The organism is Exiguobacterium sp. PvP048 (assembly GCF_040549175.1).
Lineage (GTDB): Bacteria > Bacillota > Bacilli > Exiguobacteriales > Exiguobacteriaceae > Exiguobacterium_A > Exiguobacterium_A artemiae.
In genome coordinates this window covers 117,322-138,784 of sequence record NZ_JBEPSU010000005.1, presented here as the reverse complement: position 1 = coordinate 138,784, position 21,463 = coordinate 117,322, and the positions used below count along the sequence as shown (strand labels likewise).

Here is a 21,463-nt window from a genome sequence, read left to right as displayed (position 1 = left end):
TTTCTGGTTCCTGTCTTTAGTATACGGGACGCCCGTCAGTCTGTGACCTGTGTCACAGGATTGTCAGATTTCGAGTGGGCGAAGACGGGCTTCAATCTCTTGGCGCTTTGGCTCAAGGAACGGTGGAAGTGCCAATGTCTCGCCGAGCGTTTCGACCGATTCATCCGTTGCGAATCCCGGTGTATCCGTCGATAATTCAAACAAAATATGATTCGGTTCGCGGAAATAGAGCGCCTGGAAATAGTGACGGTCGACTTTCCCTGAGTTTGGCAGACGGTATTCTTTCAATCGTTTCACCCATAAGTCATACTCTTCACTGTTCGGGACACGGAACGCTACATGGTGGACGCCGCCACGTCCGAGACGTTCCCGGTCGAGATCCGGACGAGCTTCGAGATGCACTTCTGCCCCGATTCCGCCTTGTCCCGTCGAGTAGACATCAATCTCCGCAAAATCACCGGCCAGCGATGGATAACTGCCGATTTTCTTAAAGCCGAGGACTTCCGTTAAGACAAGAGCCGTCGGTTCCGGATCATTGACGGTCAGCGTCACGGCACCTAAGCCGACGATGGCATGTTCAGCCGGAATCTCATCGTGTTTCCATGGCACACCTCCTGCGACCCCCTGTTCGCCGTCTTCTGCGACAAGAATCAACCGGGTTCCTTCCTGATCACGGAACGCCAGCGTCTGACGCCCCGCCCGTTCGACAATCGCATCATGGTCCACGCTTTGTTGTATAAAGCGGTCTCTCCAAAACTGAAGGGACGCTGTTGTTTTGACACGGAGTGATGTCGACGAAATGCTTGACGCACCGGGTACACCGGTCCCTAAATGCGGGATATCAAAAAACGTCAGATCCGTTCCCGGATTGCCTTCCGCATCTCCGTAAAAGAGATGATATGACGTCGTATCATCCTGATTGACCGTTTTTTTGATCAGACGCATCCCGAGAACCTGTGTATAAAATTGATAGTTGCGTTCTGCCATCCCCGTTAAAATGGATACATGATGAATACCGAGTAATTCCATGTTTGCCACGTCCTTTTCTGAATGAATAGTTTGTATCGTCAGTATAGCGCACATATATCTTGAATTAAAGATATTAACTCATTAAAAAAATCGCCCTTTCGAAAAAGGACGATTGAAAAGTTAAGATTAAAGTTTTACGACGTTAGCAGCTTGTGCTCCACGTGCGCCTTCAGTGATTTCGAATTCAACTTCTTGACCTTCGTCAAGTGATTTGAAACCTTCACCAGTGATTGCTGAGAAATGTACGAATACGTCTTCTCCGCCTTCAACTTCGATGAAACCGAAACCTTTTTCTGCGTTAAACCATTTTACTTTACCTGTGTTCATGGGAACAACCTCCAAAAATAAATTACTTAATACATATGCCGCGCATATGAAAGAAATTCATTATTGTCCCGAAATACATGGAGCGACGAAAAGATTGTTCGTGACGCAATGTGAATCAGTAGTGACAATAACAATATTAAGCTAACGTCAGTATAAAATGATTGCGCTTTAAAAGTCAAGTTGTCTGACCAATATTTTACCAATTGATTCCACTTTTCGAACTAAAAAAAACAGATTCGGATTGCTCCGAACCTGCTCCTTTTTCTTAACGGTGGATCCAGACTGCTCCAGCAGAGTTATCTTTCGCTTCACCGATGACTTGTACTTTAAGACCGTTGTTCGGGAGCAGTTTTCCTGCATCCGGAATCAATTGATCGATATACGATTTAGAATCATCAAACTTCGTTACGCCAGAAAGTCCTTTGTAATCGTAAAGACCACGTGATGGCGAGTCGATGAGCCATGCTGGTGCTTTGTCGAAGCTGAAAGCCGCATCCGCGATTTGGTAACGTGTGCTTTCTGTGACGACTGGTTGTCCTTTGAGTGTTCCAACGATTGCTTTTGGATGTGAATCGACGACACCGAGGAATCCTTCACCTGGGTGAACGCCAACCCAGTTGTCTGTGAAGCTGCTATCGGCATACCAAACGACGAGACCCGTGTTGTATTTCACGCCACGTGCATGCTCAAGTGCTTTATCTGAGCCTGCATAGTTCCGCCATTCGAGGTAGTATGCGTTGTCCGCATAGCTGAAACCATCCGAAGCCACGAAACCGTCCAATTTAAATTTCGGAGTACCTTCTGCATCGTCTTCAAAGACGACTTTTCCGTCGACTGTCAGTTTTGCGTTATCAAGCGCAAAACCATCGAGGGCAAGACCGGCATCCCCTGTGTAGTCGAACGTCAATGTAACCTTTTTACCGGCAAATTCGCTGAGGTCATATGATTTGTCGACCCATGCACCTTTTGAAGATTCAGCGCGTTGATCGCCGTCCGTATCCTCGTCACCGATGACATCGATTACTTTTGATACGCCGCCAGCTGTTGCTGTGACTTTCAAGAAGTCATAATCGAATTCGACATCGAAGTATGCTTTGTAGTCAAACTTCGCAGATGTCGCAGCCGTCAAATCAAACTCCGGTGACGTCATTGACGTGTGGAGATCATTCCCTTTTGTGCTGTAGTAATACTTTTTACCGAAAGCTGGAGCGATTCCTTTAACCGGCTTTTTCGGTAAGTTCACTTTGATGATTCCAGGATTTTTTGATTTCGTGACACTTTGATCGAGGTATGAAGCCGTTCCCGCTTTTGAAAGTGAATCGAAATCAACGTTCTGGATGTTCGCCCAGTTCCCGCCCATGACGTTTTGGAAGAACTCTTTATTTTGTGGTGAGAAGCTTGTCGGTTCTGCTCCGGCAATTCTACCGTTCCAGCTACCGCCACTCATGATCGACCATGAAGCAACCGGCTCACCTTGACCTGTATACTGTGTATCATACTCATCCGGAAGTCCAAGATCGTGTCCGAATTCGTGAGCGAAGACGCCGACTGCACCGTCTTCCGGTTGAACCGTATAATCGAAGGCTGCCATCTTGCCGCCCCAGTTTGTAGAATTTGAAGTTGTATTCGCAACAGGATAAACTCCATCAAGTGTCCAACGGTGCGACCAGATTGCGTCGTCGCCGAGTGTACCGCCGCCTGCTTCTTGTCCTGTTCCGGCATGAAGAATCATCAAGTGATCGACGAGACCGTCCGGCTCATTCTGGTTGCCGTCACCGTCTAAATCGTACTGATCAAATTGATCATACTCTGCCAGGTTAATGCCGGATTTTACAGCTGCATTCAACGAATCTTTAACGAGACCGCGTGGTCCTTTTGCCCCCGGAAGGTTATCATTGCCGCCTTTCGGATTGTCTGAACCATAATCTTTTGCGGTCCCCGGTACTGTTAACCAGTTCGATACTTTCCCGTCGACTGAGTAGCTGCCGCCGGATTGTTCTTCGTAATATTGTTTGAACGTCTTGACCTTATCGCCGTTGAACAGCTCGAATTCTTTATCCCCGAACATCAGGTCTTGATAATGTTTTTGGTTAAAGTCGTTCGAATACATGTATCCCGGTTCTTGAACGACGTTGTTATGCTTGAAGTCGCTGTATTCGACAAGTAAGACGAGTACTTTGTCTGTGCGGGTAGCACCATTGTAAGCTGCTTGTTTGGCTTTATCGACTTTGACAAACCCATCTTTTTTACCTTTTTTGTAGTTATTGTGATTTTTAGCGAGTTGTTTCGCCAGTTGATCTTTCTGTTTCGTCAAGAAATCCTTTGTTTTTTGATCAAATTTCGCTTCTTTTTCCGTCTCATGATCATGATCGGCTTCCGGTTTCCCGTTTGCTTTTTTATCAAGATACTTTTGAACGGCTTTTTGTTTTTCTGCTGCAGATGCTGCTTTTGAGACGACCCCACGTTTTTCAAGCACTTTCAATAGACGTTCCTGATCAACCGTGTTTAAATCCATCGGTGCACCGGCTACTGCTTTTTCAGCAGCTTCAACAGATTTTACCTTCCCACCAGGTAAAACTGGACCAACGGCAAATGCGGCTGCCGTGATTCCGGATAAGACGGCTAAGCTAAGCTGTTTCTTTTTTCCCACGTGAACTGACCCCCTATGTAGTAGTGAAAAGCATGACTGAGATAACTTTTCTGAATATTCAAATCATATATTGTTTTAGTTGCTTAATCAATTACTTTTAGAACAATTAGTACTTTGTAACTATACCTATTTTTGGAATTTAGTTCATTTTTACGGAAATTGACCGATATTAATAATAAACCGTTCATCAATCGTTCCCCTCATTTTTTAAAAGAGAACAGATTGTCGGTTACGTATCGCGATACGCTACATACATGACTTAATTCAAAAAGGAGGCAACTCATGACACATCTCCAAAAATTCGAACGACAACTTTTGAAAAATTACTTGATTGGATCCTTTGTCGCTGTTTTCGGCGTCGGCTGTCTATTTATTTTCGAAACGTTGACATTCGATGCACGAGAACGTGTAACTTTGCTGACAATCATGTTTCTCTCTGTTGTTTTAATGTTCAGCTTCGAATATACGATCTATCGAAAACATATGCGTCCGCTCTATCAGTTCTTCCAGACATCGACTCCAAGCCAAGCACAACTTACTGCTGCTTTTCGGACGACTCACCGTTTTCCGTTACTGACCATCAAACGGATACTCGGACCTCATTTCCTGGGATTATCGATTCCTTCTTCTTCCTTAACGGCACTCGCCATTCATTTCCAATGGCTCGAAATGCCGTATTATCTGATCGGTCTTGCTTGCTTCGGTGCCATTCTCGTTGCCATCTTGCATGCTTTGATCGAATTTTTCTTAACGTATCGTGTCACGGAATCCATGTTGGCAGAATTAACGGTTCAATCGCAACAATATGGTCATGGTGAGCTTATCCTGACCAAAAAGGACTTCATCAGCCTCCGGCAAAAAATGTTAATCAGTACACTGATCATTGGTGTCTTCCCGATTTTATTGTTCGTTCTCGCTTCTGCCGTCCAGCTGACAGAGAACGAGAGCCTGCGCTCCTACTGGAGTTGGTCGACCTTAATCTTAATCGTCATCCTTTGTCTTGCGACATTTTGCAGTTTGCTTCTATATGAAAATATCCAAAAACCGATTTTGGCTTTGCAAGAAGGAGTTGCCCAGATTGAGTCGGGTCAGCTGAATACGATCAACAATCCTTTTTCCGATGAATTCTCTCAATTGGTTGGCGGCTTTAACCTGATGGTCGAAGGTATCCAAGGACGTGATCAGGAAAATGAGCAGTTACTCGATAGTTTGTTTACCTTGTTTGCTGCGACACTGGATGCCCGGGATCCTTATACCGCCGGACATTCCTTACGTGTTGCGGAATATTCGGTTGAGATTGCCCGGGCCGCCGGCTTGGCCGACGATCAAGTCGAGCTGTTGCGTAAATCTGCTCTTTTACACGACATTGGAAAAATCGGAATCCGGGATGATGTTCTCTTGAAGGAAGGACGCTTAACTGGTGAGGAATTCGATAAAATCAAACAACACCCCGTCATCGGCGTGCATATTTTATCGCAAGTTCATCTCCCGGAGAAGTTACAACCGATTCTTCCTGGGGTAAAGTACCATCACGAGCGTTACGATGGGAAAGGTTATCCAGAAGGTTTGGCGGGAGAATCGATTCCTGTCTTCGGACGGATCATGGCGATTGCTGATGCCTATGACGCGATGACATCCGATCGACCTTACCGGAAAGGAATGCCCGTTGCAAAAGCACTCGCCATTTTGGAAGAAGGTAGCGGGACACAATGGGATGCTTCCTTTACACAACTGTTTCTTGATTTGAAGAGACCTCCTGTCATCACTGCCTCTTGATTTTCATGAAAGGAGTTTCTTATGCACCCTAAAATTGTCGATCGTCACGAATTGTATGTTGTCGGACTTGGTTTGACATGCGAAGAAAATGAATTGCATACACTCATGCCGGAACTGTGGCGTGAATTTTCACGACGCTCGCATGAAATTCCCGCTGAACCGGGAAGTTATCCACTTGATTTGTCACTTGGACAACGCGGGACAAAACATATGCAGTGTATCGGTCTTCCGGTAGAATCGCTTGAGCATATTCCTAAAGGGATGAAAGGACATCACATTCCTCCTGCCCGTTATATTTTTTGGAAACATGAAGGGCCTGACATTGAGATTTGGAAATCGTTCGAGAAGATGCAGCGCTTTGCGCAGAAGCAAGGTATTACACTGGATCCGCTGAATTTTAAAATTGACGAGACACGTGACAATACACATCATCTCTATCAACGTATCCTTTAAAACCGCTCTCTTGAGCGGTTTTTTTCTGTCATTCCTTATTTTTTTCTGTCACTTAACTATTCAGTCCGGGTATTAAGTACTATATTCAGAAAATTCTAATTAATGCGAACGGCTTATTCTCGTTTTATCCTTTCTTTGGCATAGTTAGACTCAACCCAAACAAGGAGGCGATTTATTTTGAAAAAGTTTCTCGCTACATCGCTTGTCGCAAGTGTACTTGTCGTTCCTACAGTCGTCGGAGCAGAAGGTCTTCAAGCCGGTAAACTGACGAAAGCATCATCAGAACCAGCTGAATCAATCGTTAAAGAGTACGTCAACAAAAAAGGTGATTTCTCTGTCCAAGATGTCCAAAAAGATGGATCATCTAACATCGTACGTCTCCAACAAGAAGTGGATGGCGTCCCGGTCTTCGGTAGTGTCGTCGTCGGTAACGTTGCGAAAGACGGTACTTTGAAAGCAGTCGTAAATGATGCAATCAACGTCAAAGGGAAACCTGGTCTCGCTAAAAAAGCATCACTCTCTGAGAAAAAAGCACTTAAACTTTATCAAAAAGCCATCAAAGCAACAGAATTCGAAGTGGCTCCTAAAGCAGAACTCGTCATCTATCCAGTCAAAGACGACGCGGTCTATGCTTACAAAGTCACATCAACTGTCCTCGCCGGCAAAGAGCCGTCACGCTGGACTTACTTCATCGATGCGAATTCAGGTAAAGTTCTTAATAAATACGACCAACTCGCTCACGCAAAACCGGTCAACACAGTTACCGGAACGACTTCTGTCGGTACAGGTACTACGGTTCTCGGAACTACTGCCACTTTCAACACAGTGAAGAGCGGTTCTTACTACTACTTACAAGATTCGACACGCGGTAAAGGGATCTACACGTACGATGCAAAAAAACGTAACACGCTTCCAGGTTCGCTTTGGGCGGATCTTGATAACCAATTCAATACAACATACGACCGTGCCGCTGTCAGCGCGCAAGTTAATGCAGTAAAAACGTATGATTTCTACAAAAACACATACGGCCGCAACAGTTATGACAACGCAGGTGCTGCACTTAACTCTTCAGTCCACTATTCAACGAGCTACAACAATGCGTTCTGGGATGGAACGAAGATGGTCTATGGTGATGGAGACGGTTCAACATTCACATACCTCTCTGGCGCACTTGACGTTGTTGCCCACGAATTGACGCATGCCGTCACAGAATACACAGCTGGACTCGTCTATCAAAATGAGTCGGGTGCCATCAACGAAGCGGTTTCCGATATCATGGGAACAGTTGCTGAATACTCAGTCGGATCGAACTTCGATTGGCTTGTAGGAGAAGACATCTATACACCTGGTGTCAGCGGCGACGCACTCCGTTCGATGTCTAACCCGGCTGCTTACGGCGATCCGGACCACTACTCAAAACGCTACACAGGTACACAGGATAACGGTGGTGTCCACACGAACTCTGGTATCGTCAACAAAGCCGCTTACCTTCTCGGTAACGGTGGAACACACACTGGTGTCACAGTCACTGGTGTCGGCGTACCGAAACTCGGCGCAATCTACTACCGTGCCCTCAGCGTTTACTTGACTCCGAACTCGAACTTCAGCTCGCTCCGCGCAGCAGTCGTTCAATCAGCGAAAGACCTTTACGGTTCGACAAGTGCAGAAGCAACAGCAGCAGCGAAATCATTTGATGCTGTCGGCGTCTACTAAGAAAACTTCCTCCCAAGGATTTTCGACCTCCTGAGTCCATGACTCGGGAGGTTTTTTTTACGAAAAAAAACGATCTGTCAAAAACAGACCGTTCCGGTTTATTTCCCTGGGTCACGCGCGAGACGAAGTCGCGTTGATCCATTGTCCGGGAAAGCTTTCAATTGTAATTTCTCACCCTGGTACCATGTACCGTAACTCGTTTCAACGACAGGTTCCCCTAAAGCCGACAGACCGGAGGCTGATGCATTCGTCCAGTCGATCGCTTCGACGATTCCGTCGGATACGACAAGCAGATAACCCGCATTTGAGAAGTGATACGTGTTGACGGCATCTTTTTGCGTATTCCCGAGCTTACCGTACTTCGCTTCGAATTTTTCGAGCGGCTGCCCGAGGTATTGTTCCGGCTTCTCGATTGGTTGATTGGCAACGACTTGTGATAATGTCTCAAGCAATGTCTTGTCTTTGACGGACGACGGAACATCCATCCGGACATCTGTTTCCGGAATATAACCTTCGACAGCATCACTCAATTTCAAGTGAACCATCCCGTTCTCCACATCTAAAATTTCATAGACATCCCCTAAATCAGCTTTATAGATAACGCTACTCCGATTGGCATCCTGATAGACATCCGCAAAAGGACGCGTGACCCATGCAGCTTGGCTGATTTCTGGTTTATCCGTCTTTTTCTTGGCTTTCTTCTCTTTTTTCTTTTGCTCAGCCGACGCTGATTTTTTCGTATCTTTCGCTTCTTTCTCTTGTTCGCCTCCGGTCGTTTTCGGTGACTCGACGGTCGACGTCGCTTGGCTGGCATCATTCGTCGACACCATATAACCCCATCCGCCGACAATCAGGACAGTCGCCAAAATACCGCCCAACGCAACGCTCCGGCGATTCCGCTTCTGCTTCCGGCGTTCTTTCCGGGATAACCGTTCTTGTTCTTTCTGTTGTTCATTTTGACTCATCTATTGTTCCTCCTGAATTGACCTAGACACTTTTTTAATCACTATACCACCGAATGCTGTGCCGGCAGTGGTTAAATTTCGATGACAGTTCTACCTTGATGGGTTCCGTCAAGAAGTGACGCGACGACGTTTGAAATCTCACTCAGGCTTTTTGTATCGACCCACTCCTGAATCGGCAGTTTCCAGTCATTCGCCAGTTGATGCCACAGACGCACCCGTTCAGCAATCGGAAGTTGAACAGCATCAATCCCGATCAACCGAACCCCCCGTAAGATAAACGGATACACCGTCAACGTCATCTCGGCGCCTCCGACATTCCCGCATGTCGTAACCAGTCCACCGTATTGAACAGAGCGAATGACGGAGGCAAGCAACGGTCCTCCGACCGTATCGATGATGCCGGCATATATACCTTTTTTCAATGGACGGGCCGTCTCATCCAAAAACGATTGCCGGGATAAGACTTCTGTCACGCCTTCCTGTTTCAACCGATCGACTTCCGCTTCTTTGCCGGTGACGGCATGGACGACGAATCCCAGTTTCAGCAGAAGCGCAACGGCAATGCTGCCGACACCCCCGGTCGCACCGGTCACGAGAACCGGTCCGTCCTCCGGCTTGACCCGTTGCAAAAGTTCGTCGACGGATTGAGCAGCCGTTAATCCTGCTGTACCGTAAGCCATTGCTTCAAAGGTCGTGAATCCGTCCGGCAATGGTGTGATCCAGTCTCCCGGAACGCGTATGTACTCTTGAAAACCACCGGACGTATTCATTCCAAAATCGAACCCGTTGACGACAACCGCTTCGCCTTCTTGAAATCGCGGATCAGTTGACGCGACGACATGCCCTGCTGCATCCACTCCCGGTGTATGCGGATATTCTTTCGTCACTCCCCGGTTGCCCGTAACCGACAGCGCATCCTTATAATTGATGCAGGAATAGTCGACGCGGATCATGACATCTCCTTCGGGCAAGTCGGCAATGTGCTTCGTTTCCAGTGCTCCCGTAAATTCCTCGTCCTGTTCCCGAACGACGAATGCTTTAAATGTCTCTTTCATCTTCCAGTCCTCCTTCATGAATGACTTCCAGTAAGTTATACCCAAACACTGTCCCGGGCATACCTGTTTTGATCGGATCGCCATGAAAAAAACCGCGAATGCCGAAGCATTCACGGTTTTTGGCGTCTGACGAAAGGAAACTGGTTTTCCGCAGGTAGTCACGAGTGACAGGTAAACATGTCATCGGTCAGTGGTCATAGGTGTGCCGTGGCCGTCGTAATTCCCGATTGGAAGAGGTTTGTGTCAAAGCGCCGTCCTTGATCAGGAGTCTCACCTGATCAAGGATCACATATAACGTGTCCCGTCAAAATCAATCTCCGTCCGGTAATTGGCGGCGTTGATCGCATTGGAAATCCGGTGTGCCGACCGCTCGATTTCCTGCGCTTTAATCCGATACGCATCCGGATCGTACAGGGCATGCCGAATGACCGTCGTTCCTTCAAATCCGTATTGGAATTCACGTTTCGGACGGGCCGCAAGTTCTTGGAACTGTGTTGCCTTTGCCCGAAGTTGCGTTGCCAATTCAATCGCTTCGACGAGAGGCATTTCACCTTCCGTCGTCTCGATCATGGTCGACAAATTCGCTGCGTACACTAACCGATCGAGTGTCCGCATATCCCGTCGGACTTCATCCATCGCTGACTCGACATCCGGCAGCGTGCGTTCCTGAGCGGTCGGCAAAGCCTCACCTTTTTCGAGATCCACAAACGCAATCCGGTCTACTTCCTCGACCAGCTGTTCGAGTTGCTTCCGTAAGATACTTTTTAGCTTCACAGCATCTGCTAAATACATCTCTTCAATCCCCCGTTTCCTGATAACGTTCTTTTAACCTGTACGCCTGTCCGTCCGAAAAGGTTTCATTTGAATCGTCCGAGATAATCGGAAAAGTCCTGTTCAATGTCTGTCAGCAACGTCTTCATCACATCAGACGATTGATTTGGATCATAGCGGACCGCCTCATACAGCTGTCGCAACTCAGGGGATGGTTGAAAACCGATCCGGGCAAACCATTCCCGGAATGACTCGGTTTCGCGACGCTTCAGTTTTTGGGGAAGATGACGGTTAAACAAGACAACCTGTTGCCGGACCTGTTCGACCGGTAATGGCGGCAGTTCGTCTTTTGGTTCCGTTTCTCCCAGGCGTTTTTTTATTCGAACCGAACGTGGTACTAACTCGTTTTCAGTATTGTCCCATTTCTTTCGTTTTCGGAAACGCCGAACAATCAGAAATAGTCCGGTCAAACCGGCGAGACTAATCGCGATCAATAGATAGGGAAAGCCACTTTCGCCTTCTTTGCCTTCGCCTTTTGAAAACGAATGAAATCCAAGTGAAATGAATTTTTCTTTTTCTGGTTTTCCACCGCCTTCTCCTGGTCCATCCGTCTCATATCCATATTTAATTTGTCCAGGCGGTAATTCTTTTTTCTTAAACAAGTACGACCACCAAAACGTCAACGGTTCAGATTCACAGTTGCTTACACAACTCGGCTGCTGACCACCACCCGGAAACACTTCGACGTTTTGTAAAGCACCGTATCCTGCCTCAGCCAATGGTTTTATGATGCCAAGTCCTAAAATGACCACACCTATCAAAATAAGCAATCGACTTCGAAAGCGCACGTCCTCACCTCGTTAATGTAATTTTTATCCATTATATACGAGTCTGACCCTAATTATCGGAATTTTTTGTTTTTTAAAGAAAAGAGCTTGAATCCGGAGTGGGACGGGAAAAGGAAAGAAGTGATTTTTAGAGAGGGGTTTCAAGTATGTTGAACTTAGATCATACACATGATCCATATCAAAACGGACAACTGATTGCAGAATATACCGAAACGAAATCAAATCAAGAGGCCGTCTTCCGGGCGGAGCAACTGATGAAAGACAGCTCATTCGTCGCGCCGCGCCGTACACCTCACCCGAGCCGGTATCTCCGGTCCTTGATTTCACCGCTCTTTTTGACGGATCGGGATAAACACATCCTTCCGTTGACGAAAGCGTTCGTCAGTGAACAAGATGAAGTCCGGCCCAGCTGGTTCGGACGGCTGACGTATGAATTCGAGCAATTGATCAGTAACGTCGAAAAAGTCGATGTCAAAGACTATGGGGCGGTCGGTGACGGCGTGACCGACGATACGCTCGCTTTTGAGGAAGCACTCGCGGACGGGCACCGGCAAGTCCACGTTCCGGCCGGCACGTATCTGGTCCGCGGCATCCGCCTGCCGAGTTACACGATTTTGACCGGGGACGGAAAAGGACAGACAATTTTAAAACTGCATGACGCGGCACCGAAAGGACGCCGGTTGATTACGAATCAAAATTACTTACTCGGCAATCATCATCTGCTCGTTGAACGGATGACACTGGATTGGAACATCGAGCGGATCGGTGACGCCAAAAAAAGTAGCACGTGGGGCAATCATTCGAGTTGCTTGACCTATGCGCACGTGACGTACGGGTGGGTCTTTGACGTCGATGCGGTCAATCCGGGATTACACTGCTTTGATATTTCAACTCCGTACTACAACTATAACGGTGACGGGGCACGGGCCAATCTCAGCAGTTCGTTCATCTGGTTCGACGGTCTGACCGGATCCGGATTTGGTGATGACGGGATTACGACCCATCACAGTGACCATCTGTTCATCTCGAACTGTTTCATGCATGATCCGAGCGGACGCGCCCATGCGGCCGGCTTCTCGAACTCAAACGGGATTGAGATCGATGACGGTTCCCGGGATGTCTGGTTATTTAACAATGCGACGACCCGCTGCTTCGGCGGTCTTGAAATCAAGGCGCACGCGACGTCATCTGCCGCATCGACCGTTAAAATCGTCGGGCATCTGTCTGTCGATGATCACCGGTCATTTAACTTCCGTCATATCGGTCATCATCAAGCAACGGATCCGACGTCCCAAACGGCATACAACATCATTGCGACCCGGCTGATTGCCCAGACACCGCTGTATACGCCGCTGTATCAAAACTCGAAGCCGCGTGCTCTTATCGTCTCTGCCTATCGAAATGTCGTCATTCACGATTTCACGGTCCTCGGTGATCCGTATTATGATTATCAGGAACAGCCGATGATCGGGATTCAATACAAAGCCCGAAACGTCACATTGAGTCAGGTCAAGATGAGCGGCTTCCGTCAGGCGAAAACGGATATCCAGGTCTTCGGCGGAGACAACCGGGCAGAAGACGTCCGGCTGATTGATGTCCGGATTGAAGATTCAGCCAAACACGGCATCACGATTGGTCCGAACATCGAACACGTCCGGTTGACAAATGTCGCCATTAAGGGCGATGGAACAGTCGGTCTGAACGCCAAGTCTGAGCCGGAACTGGAACGGTTTATTGCGACCGGCTACAAAGTACCGGTCCGGACACACGCTACATTAAGTTGATTCACGAAAATAAGGCTGCTTCGACTCGTGTCGAAACAGCCTTATTTCATTGTGCCCGTAAATAGGCGAGGACCCGCGTATCAATCGACCGATCCGTCTGTTCCCGCATCTCGAAGTTTTCCGTATGCAGATACGTCCGGAACGCTTCTGCAAACGAACCGCGGTATCCGAGTTCAAGCAGCTTATCCATCAACTCCGATTCGAGCGCATCATCAATCGGTTTAATTTCTTCCGGCTTACTTGGTTGTAAATAGAGTGTATGCAACTGATAAATCCGCTCCAGTTCCTGAATCGGACTCGCATGATCATCGACACGCAAATCAATGTACCGGTCATTAAAACCACCGTAACCGCCGCCTTCTTTGACGACTAACAATGCTGCAGACTGCATGCCCCGTGAATCTCCGCCTGCTGCCTGACCGGCCGCAAGTGCCCGAAGCAACCGTTCTGCCAGTGGTCCTTCTGTCGTCTCAAACACACGCGCCATTTCCTTGACCGTATTGCCGTCGACGAGAATATTCCCTTGTGCCGCAAAGTGTTTTCCAGCGATGCCGCCGGCCCAATCATTACAGCCTTCTCCCGTGAACGTCGCACTTTTCCCCGATGCATCCACGATACCAACTTGACGGTCCGCCCGTCCTTCGTCCGCTTCCGTTAACCGTTTTAAGACTTCGTCCGCCGACTTACCTTCTTCAATCATCCGCAACCCCTCCGGACCATATGTCGTATTGGCAAACGACTGAGTCGCAATCACTCCGACACCGGCTTTCGCAAACGGTACGGCACTGCCGACTGCTAAAAATTTGGACTGAACCGCTACACCCCAAGCCTGTTCTTTTTCACAATACCCAACGATTGAATATGTCATCTGTCTAAAATCCCCCTCGATTGTCATACGTATCCGTTCGTCGTAGGAATTCCCGTTTCCTGCATGTGAAAAACCTTCCGTTCATTTCGAACGAAAGGTTTGGGATGTACTTATTGAATTCCGAGGACAACTGCAAGCAGTAATGCACCACATGCCAGGACAATCCAAATCGCAAACAGTTTCCAGACGAATCGTAACCATTTTTCGTACGGAATACCGGCAATCGCCAAGAATGCCATCAAGTGCGCACTCGTCGGGAAAATCATATTCGTCAAACCGTCGCCGTACTGAAAGGCGAGGACTGCGACTTGCCGCTCAATTCCGAGCAAGTCGGCAAGCGGCGCCATGATTGGCATCGTCGTTGCTGCTTGACCGCTTCCGGACGGGATAAAGAAGTTCGTAATCAATTGGACGACGTACATCCCGATGACGGCAAGGGACGTCGGTAACTGACCGACGGCATTCGACAAACCGTAAATCACGGTATCGATGACCCGACCATCTTCTAAAATGACGACGATTGCCCGGGCAAAACCAACGATCAAGGCACCAAACGTAACGGCCTTGGCTCCGTCGATTAAACTTTCGAATGTCCGGTTGACACCCATCGTCACGATTCCTGCGAGCAAGCCGATAATCAGGAACGAAGCCGTCAGTTCCGTCAAATACCAGCCCCACTCAAAGATGCCGATGACGTTTAGCGTGATTCCACCAACAAGCACAACCAAAACAAACAGATGTTTTTTCGAGAATTTAGAAAAAGTTGCTGTTGTTTCTTGTTTCCGATGTTTCTCAAGGTCATGCACAAGACTCTGTTCCGGATTTTTTTTGACTTTCTGCGCATAGTTCATGACGTAAAGAATCGTCACGACTAAAAAGACAAGATAGACCGCCGTCCGGTAACCGAGTCCGCTGAACAACGGAACTTCCGCAATCGACTGCGCGACTCCAACCGTAAACGGATTCAGCATCCCTCCGGCAAAACCGACGGCGGCACCGAGACTGACGATCGCCGCTCCCGTCATCGCGTCATAACCAAGGGCACGTGCCAACATGATGCCGATTGGGACGAAGATAATGGTTTCTTCCGCCATTCCAATTGTCGCACCGGCAACGGAAAAGACGAACATCGTCATCGGGATCATGATATGCCCTTTTTGACCGAACCGATTAATCAATTGATTGATGCCGGATTCAATCGCGCCCGTTTGCCGGATGATTCCAAACACACCACCGACCAAAAAGATGTAAAAGATAATGGCGGCACCTGCCTCCATCCCTTTTGGAATGGCTTCAAACAAACCGAAGAAATTGACGGGTGCAGATTCAACTGCACGATACGTCCCATCAATGACGACCGTTTGTCCGTCCTGCTTTTCGCGATCAAACTGACCGGCCGGTAATGTATACGTCAAGATGACTGCAATCAGTAAAATTCCCATGATAATCGCGTACGTGTGAGGCATCTTGAAGAAGGAGCGCTCCGAAGCATCTGCCTGTGGTTTTCGTTCATTCATCCATTTGCCTCCTGACATACCTTTAATTTTTTAAGTCTCTTCAAAGATAATGCCCTATTTTTGGAAAAAATAACAGTCTATTTCGTCATTTAATTTTTTTGTAATATATTAAATCAATGAGAAAAACAAAAAAACCCGACCGCAGTCAGGTTTTTCGGATGTAATTTACGCGTTAAATGATTGAACATCAAGCGGTTTCGCAAGCGCTGTTTGTGCAAATGCCACGAACTGCCCGAAATGTGCGCTCGTGTTATGGGATTCGATTGCTGCCTGATCTTCCCATTTTTCAATCATCATGAAGACATTTTCATCTTCCGTGCTTTGGAACAGGTCATAGCTGATATTGCCCGCTTCCAAGCGTGATCCTTCGATCAACGTTTTAGTAGCTTCTAAAAACTCTTGACGTTTTGCTGGTTGTACTTCTAATTTTGCTTCAATGGCGATCATTGGAAAGCCTCCTTTAAAATTTCATTAACTCAAGTATCGTAGCACCTTCCTTTCCCATTCTCCATTAAGATGCTCGGACGATTAAGGAAGTTATATTTCGGGTAAAAAAATGTATCATTTTGACATCAGATAGGAGTTCATCTATGAACGTCGAGACTTTTTATTTTGAGGATGACGGCGAAATCCCCAACAACCCTAATTTACCTGTACTTATTTATCGACATGTTTTTGACGATCCTTCTTCTATTGAAGATACGTTTCATACCCACAACTGGCAGAACAGCTGGGTGGACGGGATTTTTGATTTTCACCATTATCACAGTGTCGCCCATGAAGTCATCGGTATTCTCGAAGGACATGCGAGCATTCAATTAGGCGGACCGCTCGGAAAAACCTTTACGTTGACGGCCGGCGATGTCGTTATCCTTCCTGCCGGTACAGGTCATAAGGCTTTACACATAAGCCGGAAGTTTCAAGTCGTTGGTGCCTATCCAAATGGGCAAGACTATGACACCTTGATCGGTGATCCGTGTGAACGACCGGATAACCTGAAGCGGATTGCCCAGGTTGAACGTCCCGAGACAGATCCTGTTTATGGACAACAAGGACCGTTACTCGAGCATTGGTAATGGCGTCTGCTTTCCTTTCATTTGGAAAGCAAACGTTTTTTTCTGTCACATCAGTGGTAAACACTACTATTGTGCTTTTTAAAGGAGGAACTGAGATGAATGAGACAGAACGGACCGTCATACTGGCGGCACTGAAACAAAAGACCGTAACACTTCCGGATCAGACGCATGTTCGGGCACTTGGCCAAGGGACATGGCGTATGGGAGAAGACCAAAGTAAGCGTCAGGCTGAAATCGAAGCCTTGCATGTCGGACTCGACAGCGGGATGGAATTGATCGATACAGCGGAAATGTACGGGGAAGGAGCTTCCGAACAACTGATTCGCGAGGTACTGAAAGAACGACGTGACGATGTGTTTCTCGTCTCGAAAGTCTACCCGCATAATGCCGGCGGCGAAAAATTACGGGCTGCATGCGAACAGTCGCTCAAAAATCTCGGAACGGATTACCTTGATCTCTACCTCTTGCACTGGCGCGGCAGCATTCCGCTTCAGGAGACGGTCGACGGGCTCGAGCAGTTAAAGGCAGAAGGTAAAATCCGCCGCTGGGGAGTCTCAAACTTCGACGTCTCTGATATGAAGGAACTGTTGTCACTTCGTAACGGCGATCAGTGTGCCGTCAACCAGGTACTGTATCACCTCGGTTCACGTGGCATCGAATACGAATTGATGCCGCTGTTAAAACAACACGGAATTCCTGTCATGGCGTACTGCCCGCTCGCGGAAGGCGGCGATTTACGGGAACAACTGCTGGATCATCCGACCGTCGAACGTCTTGCAGAAGAACACGGTGTCAAACCGGCACAAATTCTACTGGCCTGGGCGATTCGCAGCGGCGATGTCATCGCGATCCCGAAAGCCGGACAGGCTAAGCATGTCGAAGAAAACGGAAAAGCAGCGCTAGTTGAGTTAACGAACGAAGAATATGCAGCGCTCGATGAAGCATTCCCGGCACCCACTAAAAAAGAACCACTTGATATCGTCTAAGGAGGAACAGTCATGAACAAATCAGTCAAACTTGGAAAATCCAATTTAACGGTCAATCCAATCGGTCTCGGAACGAATGCGGTCGGTGGACACAACCTGTACCCGAACCTCGATGAGCAAGCCGGTCGTGATCTCGTCCGTGTCGCTTTGATGAACGGCATTAACTTCCTCGACACGGCTTATATTTATGGTCCGGAACGTTCGGAAGAATTGGTCGGCGAAGTGTGGAGCGAAACCGTGGAACGTGAAGAAGTCATTCTCGCGACAAAAGGAGCCCACCAACTGGTTGACGGAAAAGTTGTCATGAACAACTCACCCGAATTTTTGAAACAAGCGGTCGAAGACAGTCTGAAACGTCTGCGGACAGATTACATCGATTTGTATTACATTCACTTCCCGGATGAAGATACACCAAAAGATGAAGCCGTCGCGGCGCTTGCTGAGCTGAAAGCAGAAGGGAAAATCCGGGCAATCGGTGTCTCAAACTTCTCGCTCGAGCAATTAAAAGAAGCCAATAAGGACGGTCATGTCGACGTCTATCAAGGCGAGTACAATCTATTTAAACGTGACGCCGAAAAAGAGATTTTACCGTATATCCGCGAACATGGCATTTCATTCGTACCGTACTTCCCGCTTGCTGCCGGTCTGCTTGCGGGAAAATATGATGCAGATACGAAGTTTGATGATCTTCGGAAAAACGATCCGTTGTTCCAGGAGGATGTATTCAAAGACAATCTGGCAAAAGTCGACTTGTTGCGTCCGATTGCGGAAGCGAAAGATGCCGAAGTCGCGCACATCGTTCTCGCCTGGTATTTAGCACAGGACGGCATCGACGCCATCATCCCGGGTGCGAAACGGGCTGATCAAGTCACGGATACCATCCGGACACTTGATGTCGAATTAACGGAAGACGAGATTCGTCAAATCGATCACATCTTCAGCTGACACAACAAAACCACGCCAGTTCGACTTGGCGTGGTTTTGCTTTGAGCAGATTAGGCGAAAAATTGAAGAATGGCTCGTATGATGAAGAAACAGGAGGCGATTACTATGAAACACCATTTTCACCTGACAGCAGACTGGCCCGGCAACCGCAATGATGTCGGTCAAATCGAGACCGGCGAATTGAAAACAAAGATTTCGATTCCGGACGCAATGGATGGCCCCGGTGTCGGTACCAATCCGGACGAGATGTTGCTCGGTGCAGCAGCAACGTGTTACATCATCACACTGGCTGCGATGCTTGAACGGAACACCATTCCGAAAGTGTCCCTGACGATGGAATCGGAAGGAATCGTCGACGTCACGAACGGCGTCTTCACCTATGACGCGATCATTCACCGACCGACCTTGATTCTACCGGCAGAGACGACAGAAGCGAACTTGACGAAAGCACGCCGTCTGGCTGAAAAAGCGGAAGGTTCGTGTATGATTACACGTGCACTGGCGGGTAATGTGAAGGTCTCGTTAGAGGCAGTTGTTGAGTTGGAAAGGTAAAAATCTAGCATTATTTTTCACCCATTCAATTCGCGATTGATTGAAATGGGTGAATTTTTTATCAAAAGAAGTTCTGAAAAATATCCATTCACATGATTTTACTTTAGCGAGACCAGCCTTGTTTTAGAATTAGTTTCATTCATGCTTCTTGATGATATCGAATATAAACTCACGATTCAGCCAAAAACATTTCTTTGTTTCGGCTCCACCAAAAGGTGTCGGGTAAGTGTCTAATTTATCTTGTGCTTTAGGTCTGACATGGCAAACGGTATACTCCGATTTTTTAGGAAGGCTGTCAGCTTTATCCTCTTTAATTCTGCGAACCGTCTCTTCCCATACTTCTTTGACTTCCGTATCTAACGTCTCAATCGGCATATTCCACATTACAACTCGATCAAATATGTAGTTATCTTTACTCACCTCTTTGAACACCACGAACAGATATTTCGTCGTTTCAAACATCGTTCTCAACTCAGACTCTTCCCATGTCTCTTTAATTATTTCCGTATATTTGAATGTCGGGAATGACATCTCTTCTCTCAGTTTCCCGTTCAAACCAATCCTCATCGTCTTTAACTTAATCTTTGCCTTTAAAAACTCTTCAGATTTCTCAGCATCATCAAAGGATTCATTCAACATTCTGGATGCCAACATCGCAAATTTTGATTTTGCGTCCGATTTTAGATTGAATCGACTTTTCAAGGAATCGACACTCATACCTTTGAATTCATCCATTTTCTTGACTATCCATTCCTCTAAGCGTAGTCCCGCTAAACTGCCGACCATTTTTTTATATGTAGTGACATCATTAAGAATGTACTGATTCAATATCGCAGTCATATAAGACCCCTTTAAAGAAAAGGCCCTCTGCATCGCTAGTTGGTCTGAATATGGTTGCACGCGTAAACTTTTACTATTCGCACCTTTCGTACATGCTCCTAGATAACTCGTATCCCCCTCCGAGAGAAGGTGAGCTTCGCCCGATTTAATTTTCTCGACGATGTACTCCCAGTCCGCCTTTATGATTTCCAAATCCTCTTTCGGGAATTGGAACAGCTGTGCATGCGTGATGGGATAATCTAATCGTTCTAACTCCTCTTTCCAAAGGTAATTAACGAGTAGCAATAATTTATTCTTGTAATAAAAACTACTTTTATCAAACTCTTCTTTCACAACATCCTGATAGTTGATGATGTTCAAGACGAGACGTTCTTTAGCTGAAAACTTCTTTCCCTTTTTCAATTCCTTATAGGGAGTGACCTTCAATTCGACGCCCGCGTCTTCAAAATCAGGCGCAGCATTGGAATTCGGCTTATATCCGAAATAATGTTCTTCCAACAAGGTACCTAAATTCCCTCTTGATGCTTTGTTTTCGATAGCTTCAGGCATCACTTCCCGGAAACTTTTTCCTACCAACCCTTTTGCATAGCGTTCAATGTCTTCAGGGTTACTTGTATCGTATTTATACTCACTCATCTAAAGACCTCCTAATTGAAAAATGTACTAATAAATTACATTTTACATCCAACAAGTCTTTATTGCTTGGTTAAACTATTGAAATCCATGAACTCCGCATTCTTCACATCAATCACAAGGATTTCCGAAATCAATATCTTGCTCGAGAAATTCTTCCACTTCACTTTCAGCATCTATGCCATGATGCTCAGATAATTCGGTATGGGTTTTTATGATTTCTTCAATGACACGATTAAAATCCTTATTTACCTCATGCTCCCAAAATCTCAATATCGTCCATTCTTCACATAGATAATGCTCAGTCTGTTCTTTATCTCGTTCACGATTACGTTTGATTTTGTTTCTCCAGAATTCTACATTCGATTTAGGTTCCTTGTAATGAGTCGGACATCCATGCCAAAAACAAGAATCCAGAAAAATCACTAGCTTGATGCTTGGGAATGCAATGTCAGGTGTTCCTAACAATTTTCTATAATTTTTTCGATACCTCAGTCCACGATGCCATAATTCTTTTCTCACCTTCACTTCCATTTTTGTATCTTTGCCATGTACTTTGCTTAGATTCTTGTTTTTAACGACCATGTCACTCGACCTCCTCAGCCATAGTTTTCATTGTCTTTTCCCATCTCCGTAGAGTAAGGAAACAAAAAAGATGCTCTTGATGTGCATCAA

20 protein-coding genes are annotated in these 21,463 nt (G+C 46.8%); 8 read left to right on the top strand and 12 right to left on the bottom strand.

All coding sequences use genetic code 11. The features are described from left to right. Nucleotides 1-63 precede the first annotated feature (63 nt). The 3 genes from ABIC15_RS10990 to ABIC15_RS10980 all read right to left on the bottom strand — a co-directional run bounded on the left by ABIC15_RS10990 (nt 64) and on the right by ABIC15_RS10980 (nt 4,006). Entirely contained in the window at nt 64-1,029 is a 966-nt protein-coding gene (locus ABIC15_RS10990) for a ring-cleaving dioxygenase (protein ID WP_012371796.1), read from the bottom strand. 126 nt (nt 1,030-1,155) lie between these two features. Further along, entirely contained in the window at nt 1,156-1,356 is a 201-nt protein-coding gene (locus ABIC15_RS10985; protein WP_012371797.1) for a cold-shock protein, read from the bottom strand. A 265-nt stretch (nt 1,357-1,621) separates the two neighbouring features. Then, the gene (locus tag ABIC15_RS10980) at nt 1,622-4,006 is read right to left on the bottom strand and encodes an immune inhibitor A domain-containing protein (protein WP_354020703.1); all 2,385 of its coding nucleotides are present in this window, start codon (nt 4,004-4,006) and stop codon (nt 1,622-1,624) included. A 282-nt stretch (nt 4,007-4,288) separates the two neighbouring features. Here ABIC15_RS10980 and ABIC15_RS10975 point away from each other — a divergent pair, with 282 nt between their 5' ends. The 3 genes from ABIC15_RS10975 to ABIC15_RS10965 all read left to right on the top strand — a co-directional run bounded on the left by ABIC15_RS10975 (nt 4,289) and on the right by ABIC15_RS10965 (nt 7,948). Further along, complete coding sequence (locus ABIC15_RS10975) at nt 4,289-5,782, top strand: HD domain-containing phosphohydrolase (protein WP_214767226.1); 1,494 nt, start codon at nt 4,289-4,291, stop codon at nt 5,780-5,782. 21 nt (nt 5,783-5,803) lie between these two features. Beyond that, nucleotides 5,804-6,235, top strand: coding sequence for a GyrI-like domain-containing protein (locus ABIC15_RS10970; protein WP_012371800.1), 432 nt, complete (start codon nt 5,804-5,806; stop codon nt 6,233-6,235). A 177-nt stretch (nt 6,236-6,412) separates the two neighbouring features. Beyond that, entirely contained in the window at nt 6,413-7,948 is a 1,536-nt protein-coding gene (locus ABIC15_RS10965; protein ID WP_354020702.1) for a M4 family metallopeptidase, read from the top strand. 98 nt (nt 7,949-8,046) lie between these two features. On the opposite strand, the gene ABIC15_RS10960 is transcribed toward ABIC15_RS10965, so the two are convergent. The 4 genes from ABIC15_RS10960 to ABIC15_RS10945 all read right to left on the bottom strand — a co-directional run bounded on the left by ABIC15_RS10960 (nt 8,047) and on the right by ABIC15_RS10945 (nt 11,587). Next, the gene (locus tag ABIC15_RS10960) at nt 8,047-8,913 is read right to left on the bottom strand and encodes a hypothetical protein (RefSeq protein WP_354020701.1); all 867 of its coding nucleotides are present in this window, start codon (nt 8,911-8,913) and stop codon (nt 8,047-8,049) included. Between the two features lie 71 nt (nt 8,914-8,984). After that, entirely contained in the window at nt 8,985-9,968 is a 984-nt protein-coding gene (locus ABIC15_RS10955) for a YhdH/YhfP family quinone oxidoreductase (RefSeq protein WP_012371803.1), read from the bottom strand. 285 nt (nt 9,969-10,253) lie between these two features. After that, a complete protein-coding gene (locus ABIC15_RS10950; protein WP_012371804.1) occupies nt 10,254-10,760 on the bottom strand; it encodes a hypothetical protein in 507 nt (168 codons plus the stop codon). A gap of 65 nt (nt 10,761-10,825) precedes the next feature. After that, nucleotides 10,826-11,587, bottom strand: coding sequence for a hypothetical protein (locus tag ABIC15_RS10945; RefSeq protein ID WP_354020700.1), 762 nt, complete (start codon nt 11,585-11,587; stop codon nt 10,826-10,828). A 146-nt stretch (nt 11,588-11,733) separates the two neighbouring features. On the opposite strand from ABIC15_RS10945, the gene ABIC15_RS10940 reads away from it, so the two are divergent. Beyond that, nucleotides 11,734-13,371 carry a glycosyl hydrolase family 28-related protein gene (locus ABIC15_RS10940; RefSeq protein WP_354020699.1) on the top strand — a complete coding sequence of 546 codons (1,638 nt, stop codon included), beginning with the start codon at nt 11,734-11,736 and terminating at the stop codon, nt 13,369-13,371. Between the two features lie 46 nt (nt 13,372-13,417). On the opposite strand, the gene ABIC15_RS10935 is transcribed toward ABIC15_RS10940, so the two are convergent. The 3 genes from ABIC15_RS10935 to ABIC15_RS10925 form a co-directional block, all read right to left on the bottom strand. Then, nucleotides 13,418-14,239, bottom strand: coding sequence for a DUF1028 domain-containing protein (locus tag ABIC15_RS10935; protein ID WP_012371807.1), 822 nt, complete (start codon nt 14,237-14,239; stop codon nt 13,418-13,420). 110 nt (nt 14,240-14,349) lie between these two features. Then, the gene (locus ABIC15_RS10930; RefSeq protein ID WP_354020698.1) at nt 14,350-15,756 is read right to left on the bottom strand and encodes a YfcC family protein; all 1,407 of its coding nucleotides are present in this window, start codon (nt 15,754-15,756) and stop codon (nt 14,350-14,352) included. A gap of 165 nt (nt 15,757-15,921) precedes the next feature. Then, entirely contained in the window at nt 15,922-16,203 is a 282-nt protein-coding gene (locus tag ABIC15_RS10925; RefSeq protein WP_131503551.1) for a putative quinol monooxygenase, read from the bottom strand. A 143-nt stretch (nt 16,204-16,346) separates the two neighbouring features. On the opposite strand from ABIC15_RS10925, the gene ABIC15_RS10920 reads away from it, so the two are divergent. The 4 genes from ABIC15_RS10920 (at nt 16,347) to ABIC15_RS10905 (ending at nt 19,315) form a co-directional block, all read left to right on the top strand. Then, nucleotides 16,347-16,832 carry a cupin domain-containing protein gene (locus ABIC15_RS10920; RefSeq protein ID WP_354020697.1) on the top strand — a complete coding sequence of 162 codons (486 nt, stop codon included), beginning with the start codon at nt 16,347-16,349 and terminating at the stop codon, nt 16,830-16,832. A 95-nt stretch (nt 16,833-16,927) separates the two neighbouring features. Further along, nucleotides 16,928-17,818 (top strand): aldo/keto reductase, encoded by an 891-nt coding sequence (locus ABIC15_RS10915; RefSeq protein WP_354020696.1) that lies wholly within the window; start codon nt 16,928-16,930, stop codon nt 17,816-17,818. Between the two features lie 12 nt (nt 17,819-17,830). Beyond that, a complete protein-coding gene (locus tag ABIC15_RS10910; RefSeq protein ID WP_354020695.1) occupies nt 17,831-18,763 on the top strand; it encodes an aldo/keto reductase in 933 nt (310 codons plus the stop codon). A 105-nt stretch (nt 18,764-18,868) separates the two neighbouring features. Beyond that, nucleotides 18,869-19,315, top strand: coding sequence for an OsmC family protein (locus ABIC15_RS10905; RefSeq protein WP_354020694.1), 447 nt, complete (start codon nt 18,869-18,871; stop codon nt 19,313-19,315). A gap of 135 nt (nt 19,316-19,450) precedes the next feature. Here ABIC15_RS10905 and ABIC15_RS10900 read toward each other — a convergent pair whose 3' ends face one another. Together ABIC15_RS10900 and ABIC15_RS10895 are read right to left on the bottom strand one after the other, a co-directional pair. Further along, nucleotides 19,451-20,791: a Sau3AI family type II restriction endonuclease gene (locus tag ABIC15_RS10900; RefSeq protein ID WP_354020693.1), complete on the bottom strand. Its 1,341-nt coding sequence runs from the start codon at nt 20,789-20,791 to the stop codon at nt 19,451-19,453. 108 nt (nt 20,792-20,899) lie between these two features. Beyond that, the gene (locus ABIC15_RS10895; protein ID WP_354020692.1) at nt 20,900-21,373 is read right to left on the bottom strand and encodes a very short patch repair endonuclease; all 474 of its coding nucleotides are present in this window, start codon (nt 21,371-21,373) and stop codon (nt 20,900-20,902) included. Nucleotides 21,374-21,463 lie beyond the last annotated feature (90 nt).

What these genes read in the sequence shown, in the direction of transcription:
- ABIC15_RS10990 (WP_012371796.1), bottom strand. Translation starts at nt 1,029, where the DNA reads ATGGAATTACTCGGTATTCATCATGTATCCATTTTAACGGGGATGGCA.
- ABIC15_RS10985 (WP_012371797.1), bottom strand. Translation starts at nt 1,356, where the DNA reads ATGAACACAGGTAAAGTAAAATGGTTTAACGCAGAAAAAGGTTTCGGT.
- ABIC15_RS10975 (WP_214767226.1), top strand. Translation starts at nt 4,289, where the DNA reads ATGACACATCTCCAAAAATTCGAACGACAACTTTTGAAAAATTACTTG.
- ABIC15_RS10970 (WP_012371800.1), top strand. Translation starts at nt 5,804, where the DNA reads ATGCACCCTAAAATTGTCGATCGTCACGAATTGTATGTTGTCGGACTT.
- ABIC15_RS10960 (WP_354020701.1), bottom strand. Translation starts at nt 8,913, where the DNA reads ATGAGTCAAAATGAACAACAGAAAGAACAAGAACGGTTATCCCGGAAA.
- ABIC15_RS10955 (WP_012371803.1), bottom strand. Translation starts at nt 9,968, where the DNA reads ATGAAAGAGACATTTAAAGCATTCGTCGTTCGGGAACAGGACGAGGAA.
- ABIC15_RS10950 (WP_012371804.1), bottom strand. Translation starts at nt 10,760, where the DNA reads ATGTATTTAGCAGATGCTGTGAAGCTAAAAAGTATCTTACGGAAGCAA.
- ABIC15_RS10940 (WP_354020699.1), top strand. Translation starts at nt 11,734, where the DNA reads ATGTTGAACTTAGATCATACACATGATCCATATCAAAACGGACAACTG.
- ABIC15_RS10935 (WP_012371807.1), bottom strand. Translation starts at nt 14,239, where the DNA reads ATGACATATTCAATCGTTGGGTATTGTGAAAAAGAACAGGCTTGGGGT.
- ABIC15_RS10930 (WP_354020698.1), bottom strand. Translation starts at nt 15,756, where the DNA reads ATGAATGAACGAAAACCACAGGCAGATGCTTCGGAGCGCTCCTTCTTC.
- ABIC15_RS10925 (WP_131503551.1), bottom strand. Translation starts at nt 16,203, where the DNA reads ATGATCGCCATTGAAGCAAAATTAGAAGTACAACCAGCAAAACGTCAA.
- ABIC15_RS10920 (WP_354020697.1), top strand. Translation starts at nt 16,347, where the DNA reads ATGAACGTCGAGACTTTTTATTTTGAGGATGACGGCGAAATCCCCAAC.
- ABIC15_RS10915 (WP_354020696.1), top strand. Translation starts at nt 16,928, where the DNA reads ATGAATGAGACAGAACGGACCGTCATACTGGCGGCACTGAAACAAAAG.
- ABIC15_RS10910 (WP_354020695.1), top strand. Translation starts at nt 17,831, where the DNA reads ATGAACAAATCAGTCAAACTTGGAAAATCCAATTTAACGGTCAATCCA.
- ABIC15_RS10905 (WP_354020694.1), top strand. Translation starts at nt 18,869, where the DNA reads ATGAAACACCATTTTCACCTGACAGCAGACTGGCCCGGCAACCGCAAT.
- ABIC15_RS10900 (WP_354020693.1), bottom strand. Translation starts at nt 20,791, where the DNA reads ATGAGTGAGTATAAATACGATACAAGTAACCCTGAAGACATTGAACGC.
- ABIC15_RS10895 (WP_354020692.1), bottom strand. Translation starts at nt 21,373, where the DNA reads ATGGTCGTTAAAAACAAGAATCTAAGCAAAGTACATGGCAAAGATACA.